Origin of the sequence: Nitrospira sp. T9, from assembly GCF_052156535.1 — a bacterium.
Taxonomy (GTDB): domain Bacteria; phylum Nitrospirota; class Nitrospiria; order Nitrospirales; family UBA8639; genus Nitrospira_E.
This window is the reverse complement of record NZ_JBQKUP010000037.1, coordinates 110,206-123,230: the sequence shown is the minus strand read 5'-3', so window position 1 is coordinate 123,230 and position 13,025 is coordinate 110,206. Positions and strand designations below refer to the sequence as shown.

The 13,025-nt window shown below is 47.5% G+C and carries 12 protein-coding genes and 1 pseudogene; 9 read left to right on the top strand and 4 right to left on the bottom strand.

The window, feature by feature from the left end; genetic code table 11:
• Positions 1 to 19: 19 nt before the first annotated feature.
• From ACTRXD_RS13450 to cysC, 9 genes and pseudogenes are all read left to right on the top strand, one after another.
• Positions 20 to 706, top strand: coding sequence for a glycosyltransferase family 2 protein (locus tag ACTRXD_RS13450; RefSeq protein WP_442432303.1), 687 nt, complete (start codon positions 20 to 22; stop codon positions 704 to 706).
• Positions 707 to 1,278: 572 nt separating this feature from the next.
• Positions 1,279 to 1,950 (top strand): glycosyltransferase family 4 protein, encoded by a 672-nt coding sequence (locus tag ACTRXD_RS13445; protein WP_442432302.1) that lies wholly within the window; start codon positions 1,279 to 1,281, stop codon positions 1,948 to 1,950.
• A gap of 102 nt (positions 1,951 to 2,052) precedes the next feature.
• A pseudogene (locus ACTRXD_RS13440) lies at positions 2,053 to 2,175 on the top strand (sugar phosphate nucleotidyltransferase); the annotation flags it as partial.
• A 27-nt stretch (positions 2,176 to 2,202) separates the two neighbouring features.
• Positions 2,203 to 3,183, top strand: coding sequence for a glycosyltransferase family 9 protein (locus ACTRXD_RS13435; protein WP_442432301.1), 981 nt, complete (start codon positions 2,203 to 2,205; stop codon positions 3,181 to 3,183).
• A 299-nt stretch (positions 3,184 to 3,482) separates the two neighbouring features.
• Positions 3,483 to 4,361: a glucose-1-phosphate thymidylyltransferase RfbA gene (gene rfbA, locus ACTRXD_RS13430; protein WP_442432300.1), complete on the top strand. Its 879-nt coding sequence runs from the start codon at positions 3,483 to 3,485 to the stop codon at positions 4,359 to 4,361.
• Positions 4,358 to 4,918 (top strand): dTDP-4-dehydrorhamnose 3,5-epimerase, encoded by a 561-nt coding sequence (gene rfbC / locus ACTRXD_RS13425; protein ID WP_442432299.1) that lies wholly within the window; start codon positions 4,358 to 4,360, stop codon positions 4,916 to 4,918. Before rfbA ends, rfbC begins: the two co-directional genes overlap by 4 nt.
• 4 nt (positions 4,919 to 4,922) lie before the next feature.
• Positions 4,923 to 5,153 (top strand): sugar nucleotide-binding protein, encoded by a 231-nt coding sequence (locus ACTRXD_RS13420; RefSeq protein ID WP_442432298.1) that lies wholly within the window; start codon positions 4,923 to 4,925, stop codon positions 5,151 to 5,153.
• Positions 5,150 to 6,154, top strand: coding sequence for a dTDP-glucose 4,6-dehydratase (rfbB, locus tag ACTRXD_RS13415; RefSeq protein ID WP_442432297.1), 1,005 nt, complete (start codon positions 5,150 to 5,152; stop codon positions 6,152 to 6,154). The genes ACTRXD_RS13420 and rfbB overlap by 4 nt, the downstream gene beginning before the upstream one ends.
• A 71-nt stretch (positions 6,155 to 6,225) precedes the next feature.
• Entirely contained in the window at positions 6,226 to 6,789 is a 564-nt protein-coding gene (gene cysC, locus ACTRXD_RS13410; RefSeq protein ID WP_442432388.1) for an adenylyl-sulfate kinase, read from the top strand.
• A 285-nt stretch (positions 6,790 to 7,074) separates the two neighbouring features.
• Here the strand turns inward: cysC and ACTRXD_RS13405 are convergent, their stop codons facing one another.
• From ACTRXD_RS13405 to ACTRXD_RS13390, 4 genes are all read right to left on the bottom strand, one after another.
• Positions 7,075 to 8,127 carry a DegT/DnrJ/EryC1/StrS family aminotransferase gene (locus tag ACTRXD_RS13405; protein WP_442432296.1) on the bottom strand — a complete coding sequence of 351 codons (1,053 nt, stop codon included), beginning with the start codon at positions 8,125 to 8,127 and terminating at the stop codon, positions 7,075 to 7,077.
• Positions 8,114 to 9,028 (bottom strand): sulfotransferase, encoded by a 915-nt coding sequence (locus ACTRXD_RS13400; protein WP_442432295.1) that lies wholly within the window; start codon positions 9,026 to 9,028, stop codon positions 8,114 to 8,116. The genes ACTRXD_RS13405 and ACTRXD_RS13400 overlap by 14 nt, the downstream gene beginning before the upstream one ends.
• Before the next feature lie 106 nt (positions 9,029 to 9,134).
• Positions 9,135 to 10,169, bottom strand: a complete 1,035-nt coding sequence (locus ACTRXD_RS13395; RefSeq protein WP_442432294.1) for a GNAT family N-acetyltransferase — start codon at positions 10,167 to 10,169, stop codon at positions 9,135 to 9,137.
• 729 nt (positions 10,170 to 10,898) lie between these two features.
• Positions 10,899 to 12,371 (bottom strand): MOP flippase family protein, encoded by a 1,473-nt coding sequence (locus ACTRXD_RS13390; RefSeq protein ID WP_442432293.1) that lies wholly within the window; start codon positions 12,369 to 12,371, stop codon positions 10,899 to 10,901.
• Between the last annotated feature and the right edge of the window lie 654 nt (positions 12,372 to 13,025).

Genomic DNA, 13,025 nt, shown 5'->3' with positions numbered 1-13,025 from the left:
CCATAAACAGGCCCCAATTGTGGCTGACTTATTGTCTGACATTGCTGTGGCCTGTGATCCAACAATTCTGACCGTTTTATTGACGATCAATGTCGAGGAAACGCTCAACTTTGGAGAAAGGGATTTTCCTTTTGAATTGGGGATTGCCCGAAACGCAAAGCCTAAAGGATTTGGTGCAAATCACAACGCAGCGTTTTCCAGAATGAGTAGTAAATTCTTCTGCGTACTTAACCCGGATATTCGATTAAACAGTGATCCGTTTCCTTCTTTACTCGCAGAACTAAGGAAACCCAATATTGGCATAGTTTCGCCCTTAATTATCGATCCATTGGGGAAGATGGAAGATAATGCAAGGCGAGTGATCACTCCTATGTCCATCGCCAGACGGCTCTTGAAGATTGACAAAAAGCCTGACTATCACATCAATGAATTGCCAATATCCCCCGATTGGGTCGCTGGCATGTTCATGCTATTTCGGAGTGATGCATTCTCTGAGATGAAGGGTTTTGATGAAAGATTTTTTATGTATTGCGAGGATGCGGATATTTGTGCACGATTTTGGCGATCCGGCTACGGGGTATCCTTGGTGCCCTCGGTCGCGGTGATCCATAATGCCCAGCGGAAGAGTCACAGGAACGTTTCACACGTACGTTGGCACATTGCTAGCTTATTGCGATATTTTTCAAAGTATAGCCACAACAATTAGAAAGATAGGTGGCTGAACTTAAAATGAAAACGAAGCAGAATCAACGACTAGCGCTGATCGCGATCTCATTCACTGAGCAAAGGGACGGGGTCAGTGTATTTATTGAAAATTTCTTGGCCCAAGTTTTACACTTAGTCTCTCAAGATGCCAAGAACATTCATATAGATGTGTATTCTTGCGGAATGAGTGCAGCCATCCTAGAAGCCAATATTAGGGAATATTTCGACGGGTTTCCCCCTACTATCCTTTCTCACGTTACCTTTATAAAACTTTCTCGAAAGGATCTGTTTACGAAATACGTCGTGTTACCCATAAGATTACAAAAAAATGGACCGTATGACAGGGTTATTCTCCCAAACTTACAGCCGCTCTTACTCCCTAGAATGAAGGTATTAAGCTTGGTTCATGACTTAACCTACAAGAAAGCATTCAAGCATTTTTCCATTGGGCGCAAACTTTACTTGGATCTCTTGACACGTTTTCGAATAGCATCCGATGCGACTCTTGGATATATTTCGGAATCCACCCAAAAAGATCTGTTTCAACATTATCCTTCTTGTAGAAACAAGCACATGATTCATGTGCCTAACGGCCTCCCGTTTAAGATGGCTCGTTATGCCAGACCGTGTAAGGAAGATGTCGAGGAAAAATTGACCTCCAAAACTCTGAAGCTGCTCTTTGTCGGGCGCATCAATAAGTTGAAGGGATTTGACCTGGTGATTGCCGCCTGCCGTCGGCTTGACCAATATGTATTGGAGCACGAGGATATCTCAATTCTCGTCCACATCGTAGGGAAGCGAACTCTGGAGGGGGAAACTCTGTTGAACGCTGCGAAATTCGAAAGGGTAGACTTTCGTGTGCATGGCTATGTGAATGACGATATGTTGAACCAACTCTACAGAGAGAGTGCTTTTTGTTTCTTTCTCTCTCAGAATGAGGGGTTCGGACTGCCTCTCCTTGAATCCGCATGGTTTCGTTGCATACCTGTTTTATCAAATATTCCGGTCTTCCGAAAATTAATGGGCCAAGACTACCCGCTTTTCCCCGCGGATTTCACCTCTTGTGAGGCCATTGTGGATTTTATCCATCAAATGCGTTCAAGCCAAAGGGACAGGGAAAGTGTTTTGGAAATGATAGAGAGAGTTGTTGAAACCCATCGTGACGGCTACGAACGCGCTGCACGTGAGGTCTTAGGCATAAGCTGCACAAAGGAATACTCTAAACAACTACCCTCAATAGGGTAGGTTCTTGCAATTTTTTTCTATCAGTAAATCTGAGTTTTTGGCCCAAGGATTCGCAGACTGAGGATCCATGAAACTCCATTCTCAATATTTAGGAGCATGCACATGAAAGGCAGCATTCTCGCGGGCGGGTCAGGTACTCGACTCTATCCGGTGACCCGAGCAATCAGTTAATAATTATCACCCATCTAGGATAAACCCATGATCTACTATCCCCTGTCCACACTCCATCGCTTCCCGCATGGGATAGGATAGATGAATATTAATAGAACTCAACCCAGAATTTTTTTTGGGTTTTACGGAGGTCTTGGAGACCTTGTCTCTGACAAAAAAATAATTGATCTATTTCATAAAAAGGGATACGACATAACCATATCTGTAAAAGAATGGTTGGTTGACTTAGCTAGATATTTGTTCCCAAAAGTTGGCATTGCAAAGTTCAATACCCTAAAGGAAATCATTAGCCAGCCTTACAACACGTACGATTATGTTTTCCTAACTCCAAACTATTTAGCAATTCGCTTTAAAAGTATTTTTGCTTATATTCTAAAGTACATGCTTGTGAAGCTTAAGAGTTCTGAAAAGACAACTATTCTTGCGTATGACATACAGAGTATCCTTTGCAACGCCGCTCGCCCTAAAATTGGCTATTTTAATCTTCATTTTTTTCAAATTAGCTTGAATCTCTTGAGCAGGCATATTACTAAATTAAACGATATTTCCAAAGATGAGATTGCACGATTGACGGATACTTTTTCGGACAGTGCTGCGACGAAACCGATGATAGGGGAGATTTTTATTTTCCCATTCTCCGGAAACCAGAACAAAGATTACGGATTGAATAATTTCCTTAATTTAGGCAAGACATTGGCAGACGCTTTCCCTCAGATCCCGATAAGGTTTTTTGTGGCTGAAAAGGAACTAAGTAAAATTGATGTATCGGTTAGAAGGGGATTTCGCATTGAAAGCAAAAGTCTAATAGAACTGGTGAAACAGTTGGCCGAGGATGTATTAATTATTTCAAATGATTCAGGGCCAGCTCACTTAGCAGCCTATTATCGTGCAAATACAATCACGCTCTTTGGTCCTACTTCTGCGGGGAGGTATCACCCTATAGGAAAGGGGTGCAACATTTCGATAACAGCACAGAGCAGAGCGGTAAAAGATATACAAATAGATCAAATTTTTCAGACTGTTATGAATAAGTATCAATTTAAAGAGCGCAACACAGAATAATAAATGCTTCGTCTTGCTACTCCTCAAATAACACTTGAACTATTGCTCTTCTGAGGTTGAGAAACGTTTATTCTTTGGGCAAAGGTTGATTTCTTGTTTATTAAAAGAACTGGGAAGCTCCTTGGGGGTAGATGAAAAGTTCAAACGGCGCGTCAGGGGGACCTAGGTTGTGATGCCTGGATTCATTTCAGTTAATAGAACAAGCCAAGCAGTCTTCGAAAGAAAATATCATTGAAAGCCTTGGCCTTTACTAATAATTTTTCAATGATGCCAATTTTTAAAGTAGGCGGAGGACGATAATGAAAGGGATCATTCTCGCGGGCGGGTCAGGTACCCGGCTCTATCCGGTGACCAGGGCGATCAGTAAACAATTGTTACCCATCTATGATAAGCCGATGATCTACTATCCCTTATCCACGCTCATGTTAGCTGGGATTCGAGAGATCTTGGTCATTTCAACCCCTCGGGACCTTCCCCAATTCGAATGTCTGCTTGGGGATGGTGAGCAATGGGGTCTCAGCATTCAGTATGCCGAGCAAGCCGAACCTCGTGGGCTGGCTGAGGCCTTCATCATCGGGCGTAAGTTTATTGATGGAAAGCCGAGTTGTCTTATCCTAGGCGATAATATTTTCTATGGTCACGGCTTAAGTGACGCCTTACAGCAATCTGCCAGACTGACAGAAGGGGCCACGGTATTTGCCTATAGAGTCCATGACCCTGAGCGTTACGGCGTGGTGTCTTTTGACGGCCATGGTACAGTGACGGCTATTGAGGAAAAGCCCCAGAGACCTCGCTCGCATTATGCGGTCACCGGTCTCTATTTTTACGATCCCCAAGTGTGCGATATCGCATGTGGATTACATCCCTCTGAGCGTGGCGAATTGGAGATCACCGACATCAATCAAACGTATTTGGATCGAGGACAGTTGACGGTACAAAAACTCGGTCGTGGTACCGCCTGGTTGGATACCGGCACCCACGAAGCATTGCAGCAAGCCTCTTGTTACATCGAAACCATTGAGACCCGGCAAGGCCTAAAGGTGGCGTGTCTCGAAGAAATCGCGTACCGGATGCAATACATTACGGCCGAAGAATTAGCGCGGCTGGCTGCGCCTCTTTCGAAAAACGCCTATGGGGCGTATCTGTTACAGATGCTAGAGCTGGAAAAAGAGATATGAACATCATTAAGACGGCGATCCCCGGGCTGGTGGTGGTAGAGCCCAGGGTTTTTGAGGACCCGCGTGGATTTTTTATGGAAACGTTTCACGGCAACCGATACAGCAGTGCTGGGTTGCCAGCCGTTTTCGTGCAGGATAATTTTTCACATTCCTGCCGAGGTGTCTTGCGTGGTCTTCACTATCAACTCCACCAACCTCAGGGCAAGTTAGTCCACGTCATACGCGGAGAAATATTTGATGTGGCAGTGGATATCCGCAAAGGCTCCCCCTGGTTCGGGCAGTGGGTGGGGGAAACGTTATCCGGGTCCAACAAGCGCCAGCTCTTTATTCCGCCAGGTTTTGCCCATGGATTCTGTGTACTAAGTGAATCGGCCGATTTTCTCTATAAATGTACAGACTACTATGCCCCTGAACATGAGCACGGCCTGCATTGGAATGATCCGGATATCGGGATCGTGTGGCCAAAAATGGATTTCATGCTGTCTGAGAAGGATGAGCAGTCTCCACGACTGAAAGACCTCGGCGATTCTCTCCCGGGGTATGATTCAAAGCAATGAAGGTATGGCCTCTTGGTATGATATGGCCGTGGCTGTTGTGGGAGAGACGAGACGACTCGGATTTTCGGTCAAGGTGAAAAGCATTTTTCCTGTCACCACAGAGGAATTTCCGCTCGCGGCGAAGAGCCCACACTTTTCCGTGCTGAGTAAACGGAAGATCCGTCCATTGCTCAGTGTCCCCATTCGCAACTGGCGTGAAAGCTTAGTGAAAATGCTAAAGGAGTTCAAAGAATGAGACGGTTACTCGTCACCGGCGGAGCAGGTTTTATCGGTTCAAACTTTATTCGATATTGGTTGGCGAGACATCCAGATGATCGTCTTGTGAACCTGGATGCCCTGACCTATGCGGGCAAGCTCGACAATCTTAATGACCTCGCACGGCTTCCTAATTACCGATTTGTCCATGGCGATATCTGTGATGCACAACGGGTGAAAAGGCTATTCGAGGAAGAAGGCATTGATACGGTTGTGCATTTTGCCGCGGAATCGCATGTGGATCGTTCCATCTTGGGACCAGAACAATTCATACGCACCAATGTACATGGCACGTTTACCCTACTCGAAGCCGCGCGTGAGATATGGAAGGATAGCGTTGCGGGCCAGCGTTTCTTGCACGTATCAACAGATGAGGTCTATGGGAGTTTGGGGCCGGATGATCCGCCCTTTTCCGAATCTTCACCTCATCAACCCAACAGCCCCTATGCAGCCTCAAAAGCTTCTGCAGATCACTTGGTGCGGGCATACCACCATACATATGGTCTGCCTGTATTAACGACAAATTGCTCCAATAACTATGGACCGTATCAGTTCCCAGAAAAGTTAATCCCATTGGTGCTTCTCAATGCTCTTCAAGGTAAACCGTTACCCGTATACGGCAACGGAAGTAATGTTCGTGATTGGTTATATGTCGAAGATCATTGCGCAGCCATCGAAAGCGTGTTGGAAAATGGGAGGGTTGGCGAAGTGTATAACATCGGTGGGAATTGCGAACGACATAATCTGGAGGTCGTCGAAATGATTTGTGACCAACTTGACTCGATTCATCCTGCGGGCAAGCCTCATCGAAAACTCATAGCCTTTGTAAAAGACCGGCTAGGCCATGATCAACGTTATGCCGTTGATACAAGCAAGATCGGCTCGGAATTGGGGTGGGTGCCAAAACACAACTTTGAGACTGGCATAAAGGACAGTATTATCTGGTATATGAATAACTACGAATCCCTGGACAGGGTTTAAGATGAAACGTTTCTGGTCTCGCCTTAGTAGAACAATAACTAAAAGAATCTCTACTTCGAACCTTTTCCAGTATACACAAGGAAAAAGATATGAACAGTAAAGGATTTACCGTGTGGTTTACGGGCCTTCCATGTTCTGGGAAGAGCACCTTGGCTAAAATGCTCCATGCGAATCTCGGCCAAAATGGATGTGCTGCCGAGATTCTTGATGGAGATGAGGTCCGTCAAAGACTGACAAAAGGATTGGGGTTTTCAAAAGAAGGGCGAGATGAAAATATTAGGCGGATTGCCTACGTTGCTAAGCTGATCACGCGTGTAGGAGGTGTGGCCATTACTGCTGCAATCTCTCCCTATGAAAAATTGAGGGCGCAGGCGCGTGACGAAATTCGTCATTTCGTTGAAGTGTATGTCAATTGTCCGCTAGAGGTTTGCATTCAGCGCGATGTAAAAGGACATTACGCGAAAGCTCAGAAGGGAGAGCTACTAAACTTCACCGGCATTTCTGATCCATATGAACCGCCAAGCAACTCCGAGATCATCGTCAAAACAGATCAAGAATCCCCCGAAGAAAGTATTCATAAAATCCTTCATTACCTAGAAGCCAAAGGCTACTTCTTACGCGAAAAAAATCGATGATTTTTCCAATGTGTGGGCCTGAATAAATTCCAACTCCAGCAAAGTTTATTAATGCAGTGTCATGGCTGACAATTCCAAGAAGTTGATCCGCTTAAGCGTAGAAGTGGATCTGTTTGTTTGAACCGGGGTCCAGCAAAGTTAAACTCCAACGGGTTGATTTTTTCCTGTTGGTAAACTCTGCCAAGTATTTGTCATTTGATTGTTGACTGGGAACGGGTATAAATATAGTGAATGGGTCCTTCGTCAATCTGACACCAAGCTTGCATGTCGTCATGAAGGACATGATTATTTTCTAACCAATCTTTCCAAACGCTCAACGAGTTCTGTCACGTCTTTGAGTGTTGTTCGCGTTGCCAGATTGACAGTTCTCCCTTTGAGCCCTGAGGCTCCGGGGGTCGGAACCCGTTGTTCGACGTCCATATATCGGTCGACATTCTCATACAATCGCGTTGTCCGGATGCCAGCACTAGCCAGCCTTTTGCTCACCTTGTCAGCTTCGGCAGCATCCCGTGCCTTGAAGCTGTATCTCCACGGCAACCAGTCTTGTGTCTGGTAGTCGAATAACTCGACACCGTCTAACCTGCGCACTAGTTCCTCTGCACGACCGAACAAACCGCGAATGTCGTCGACCTGAGCAGACCATTCTCGCCATCGCCCTGGCAGTTGTCGTGCCTGCAGGCACGGGAACTCATACTTGAGCAGGCCGTAACGCATCGCCCAATTCGTAATGGTCTGATACCGATCCTTGTGCATCAGTTTGAGCATCGTTCGGTTCTTCAGTCCACTGAGGATCCGGTATTGCAATGATTGCATCTGCACTTCTACTTCGTCTGCAATGGTCTTCGAAGCCGTTAGGATTAGACCTCCACCACCGAGCTCAACTGGTTTGGCGTAGCCGAAACTCACGATGCCGACGTGCCCTAGGCCACCCATCGGTCTTCCTGCTCGGAAGCCGCCGTAAGCCTGACAAGCATCGTCAATCACCACGCAGTTCCGCTCCGAAGCCAGCAACTCCAACGCATCGATGTCGGTCGGATATCCAAAACTGCTGACTGCAATAATCGCGGCTACGTCATCGGTCATGGCTGCGGCCACGGAATCCGTAGCCAAATTATAGTCCTTCATCGACACATCTGCCACGACCGGTTTTGCACCGACTGCATACACGGCCACGGCCACATTAGGGCACACCAGCGCTGGAATAATCACTCGTTTGCCCCTAGCACCGACGGCTTCCAACACCAGCGCCAAGCCAGCCGAACCGCTTCCCACCGGTATCACGTATGGCACCGCAAAGAAGCTTCGTACTTCATCAAGGAAGCTTCTACTGAGAGCCATGCGCCGCCTCGATCTCTGCCACAATGCGCTCGATCTCCCGCTCTTGATCGTGACGTCCGTCGAAATCGCGACGACTTTGCGAGAATGATGTCGGAGGGTTTCCAGGTGTACGCTCCAGGGTTATTCCTCTCTGGCGGTATTGATTTTCGAGCCAGCAAATAACGTCCGATGGATTCTTGCAGAACGATTCGTACGGTACTAAGAGCTGACGATCGACCGAAATTTTGGAAAATGCGTTACTTGCCCAACGCATGATCCCCCAAGCTTGGTACGTTGTGTGCTCAAGATCTGACGAAAACACGCGGTCAAGGAACTGGGGGGGCGCGACTCCCCACCATTCATTGAGTTGCACTGCGTGCTTCTTTCGACTCGCCAATATGGAACGCACGGTGTCCGCCAGGTTTCGGGTCACGTGGATATACAAAGCATCGTTGAATAACTGGTCAAGATAAGCGATTCGGAGGGAGTTGGCGTTATTCTTATTTGCGAACGGGGCGCGAAATATCATCTCGAACATTCGGACGATCGTCCGAAGTTCGTGCAGCCTCGCCCCAGGGAGCGGCTCGGGTGAACCGTAGCGCGGAAACCACCGATGAAAAATATCCCAGCCGTCACTGGGGGACATGGGTCCGTCAATGATACCGTACTGGCTCTCATATGAAGGTTGGTACCGGTATCGGGCTTTTCCCATGATGCCATGCGATACACATGCAAGGGGATGCGCTTTCGATATGTTCGGAAAATATCCAAAACGTAGGGAGTTGATGATGTGCTGGGTCACCACCGTCGTTCCGCTCCGTGGAGCGCCTACGATGAACAACGGAGGATACTTGTTTCGCATTCGCAGGGTTCGCACCGCAACTGTTTCGGGAAGTCGCAGTAATCTTCGGATGGATTGCATCAGTTCCCAGCCAGTGCCAGCAGCCAGTGCAGGTACTTGCATTGGCTGACTCTAATGCTCGTGGGGATTCTCGACAACGGTGGGGGTTCGTTCTGCCTGGGTTTCACTAGGTTTTCTCCGATACGCCAAATTTTAGACGCCCCAAGAATTTAGATTTCATTAATCGAATGCCACGATAGGTGTTTCGTAGCATATCCAAGTAGAGCGGTATTTCATCGTGAAAAGCGAGGTTGGCTGATAAGCTCGTCGTGCCAAAGTTTTGTTTAAATCGTCGGGTGCCCTCGTTCCCGCCGCTGGGGTTGAAATCATAAATCTCGTACCCTTCCTGCATGGCGTGCGTAATAATGGAGTGGACCAAGAAGTTGCGAGTCCCCAGGCCAAGATGACGATCATCGAATGCAGCATGCCACTCAACACAATGACGGCCGTGATAAAAGTTTACGTTTCCGCCGAGGAGAAGGCCATTTTTGACAACAAGCCATAACCGTACCTGATTGCCACCAATCTCAAACAGCTTGCGAAATAGCGTGATAGGGTAGCGTGACGTTGCATCGGCGCCCCAGTTAGCCAGGACGCACTCGTAGAGGTCGAAGTATTCCTGCCACTGTTCCCAGCAGTCGGCAACCAAAACTTTCAACTCGGCTCGAGCACCCTTTTTGACCTGCTTTCGTACGCTGTGGCGGTAGTTTTTCATCAGCGACTCCTCATCGCGAAAATCGCTGAGTCTCAAGATCTCGGTTGAGTCAGTCTTTACACGTGTCAGTTCGATCGATTGTTGGTCGGAAGCGTATGGGTTAATCCGCCAATAGGTGCCGCCGAGGTGCTTGCGTGCGTACTTGACGATTTCCAGGCTTTGGTCGCGACTTAGTGGCGCTGGGGCGATCCAGCCGCCCAGGCATCCCGCGGGCCCCATGTATCTAATATGGTGGAGGCCCCACATAACTGCTTGTTCGAGCATCGGCAATAGTGCCGTGGTCCCATCATCGAAGGTAAATTTATTGACGACAACTCGCGTGGACGAGTCAGGGGCTGCGAAACAACGATACCACTGAGGAGTGTGAAAGAAGGTTGCCACGGAGCACTCCCGCACTCTTGCAGTCCACTCATCGTCGGTTACCTGATGAGATACTTTCATTTTCATAGGAAGAAATCTTTTTGCATTCTCATCCGTAGTGGTATTTCAACTACGTCCTGTCAGGGTATTTAATGTCGATATTCCTGGTATTTGTGGGCTCGCTACGAATCGCTTCATAGGCGTCAATGTGGAACAAATAACTCAGTGCCCAGGACAAGACCATTCCTTCCGATATACATGTTGGGAAATTGGTCCAATCCGGCCATGAAATCGACAACATGGCGGGCAGTGCCAAAACCAGAATCGCCATAGTGATCAAGCAGAAAAATATTACGGCGAGGTTGGCGTGATACACCAAAAATCTCATATCAATGAGGAGTTTGTCAGGCAAAACGATCTCGTGGTGTAGTGAGTGATATGTCTGCCGATGGAAAAGGGAAATTCTATTCCGGCAACGGATAGAAATTTTAAACCGGGCTATTGAAACGAACAGAAAAGTACCAAAGAAGTCGCTTAGTGGTCAATGGCACAATCGGTGCGGGGGGCATGCTGCGAGAAGGGGCGCCTCTGTCCATTTGTTGAGAATTTAGCGAAAGCTTATCAAGTATTTTTGCGATTGAGGTATTAAAGGCCGAGGGATTGTTGGCTCGTGAGCTAAATATTTGCAAGAATTTTGACGATCGTTTTTCGAGATATTTGCCGGAACAGATGCGGGGTACTCGAAATCAGTGCGGGACCAGATACCGGTACCAATTATTTTGCTTCGTTCTTTGGTGAATCTATCAGGTGGATGTTTCAAGCTTGGCGCTGGGAAGGAGTGGGGCTTCTGAGCGATTGCATTATTTTGTGTAATTCGCCAAAAGCAATTGGGTTTAAAAAATGGATTGTGCAAAAGTAGAAAATTACGCCAAAGGGGACTTCAATTCCCAGCCTTTGAATCGAGTTGGCATTGGGGCTGATAACGAGATCAAGTGCAAAAATCGCGGCTGCCATCAATATAGCACTGATCAGATTTTGCTGTACGGCGGATACGACATCCCGGAATTTCATGCTAATCAGGCGTCCTGGGATTGAAAAATTAAACCAGGTAAGTGACCAAACTGCAGCCATATAGGCAATCGCCAAGCCCAGTAAACCCCACTGGATCCCGATTACAAATGCCAGGCAAATATAAATGCCAGCAACGACGCCCCAACGAAACATCCAGTCGGTGCGTCCTTTGACCTGGTATATCACTCCGGTCGTGGTACCAATTGATTGCGTAACACCGACCAGGCTTAACACATGTAGGACAGGAATGGAACCTATCCATTGCTCGCCGTACAGGACTAAGACAAACGGTTCCGCCAAAACAGACAGACCCAGACACATAGGAAAAGTAAACAGGGAGATGATGTTCAACGTGCGAAGATAAATCGCCCGTATCCTGTCATTGTCGTTTTGCACAGTTGACAAGCTGGCAAACATGACACGGCCAACGACGGCACCGACCTGCTGGACCACTTCTTTCATCAGATTGTAAGCGCGGGAATAAATACCTAACTCAAACGAGCCAAGCAATTTCGCAATTAGCGTATCGTCGGCGCGACGAATCCAGTAGTTGAAACTCGAAAATCCCAGCAGCCCCCATCCAAACTGCATAATCTCTCGGGCGGATGAACGCGAATAGTGTATTTTGGGCACCCACCGGATCAGTATCCAGCGCAGCAAGGTTGAAGTGACGACCCGCACGATTGAGGCGTACACGAGGGCAAAAACGCCACTGCCCATGATGGCCGCAGATATCCCAATTGCTCCACCAATCACAATGGCGATAAGATCGATAATCCCTAGCAAGCGGAAATCCAGGTTCCGTTGAAGAATCGCCCCATGAACCATGCCCAGCGAGGCTATGGCCGTGGTTGCCGCCGTCAATGAGACGATCGCCTGCAGTTCTTGCCGTTCAAAAAACAGGGCAATCAAAGGGCTGGTCGCGAGGATTAACAAAGAGGTTGTCAGACCAAATGCGGTGTTTAGCCAAAACGCCGTGCTCAGAGTCCTATCGTCGATCCCGGTTTTCTGCACAACTGCAGATGCAATTCCTCCCTCGGAAAGAATGTTCGCAAAACCAATAAAGATCATCGCGACAACCATTAACCCGAAGTCATCAGGTGTCAGAATTCTTGCCAGTACCACCGAGATGGAAAACTGAATCGCAAGCGCCAGAAATTGGGTTGCCGCCGCCCAACACGAGGCCCCAATGGTTCGACTTTTAAGGTCCTTTGACATCAGTAGCGTTTCGTCCAACTCATCAAATCACTATTGTCACAATCGTATTTGTGATGATTCAGACCATCTCTTTGACCAAATGATGAAACAGAGTCATTCTTGTTACATCGTTAGTCAGTTGCACGATCATGACAGCCCTAGGGACCATCCTATGCTCACCCGACGCAATCGATTTACCAACTATCCGATTTTGCCATTTTTATCAATATTTGTCGCAATCCAGACGATACTTGCAATTGACCGAAGGTGCCTGCGACAGATTTCTTATTCGGAAAGGTCAAGTGCCTTTTCGCAAAGCGCGTAGGAAAGCCCGTTGACTTAGCCTGAAAATTGTTGTTCAGCTAACGGATCGTCGCTGATCCAGCCTTGGTAAGTTCCTCGGGGAAGAAGTATCACAACTTTGTACAGTCGTCATTTGTCCAGGACGCGAAACGGCAATTAAGAATGTCGGCCGTCGTCAACTGTATTTTTCAGGCATTTATAATGATCGAGGCTATTCAAATAAATCCGAAAACAGGCAGGTGAATGAAACAAGGTTCCGTATTGGCAGTTTTGCCACGATAGTTGCCACTCGTCTTCGGAAGCTTCATCAACTGACCGAATTTTTATTCTGTTTGCCAATTTTCCCCCTAACCGAAGAAGCGCGATCGAAAT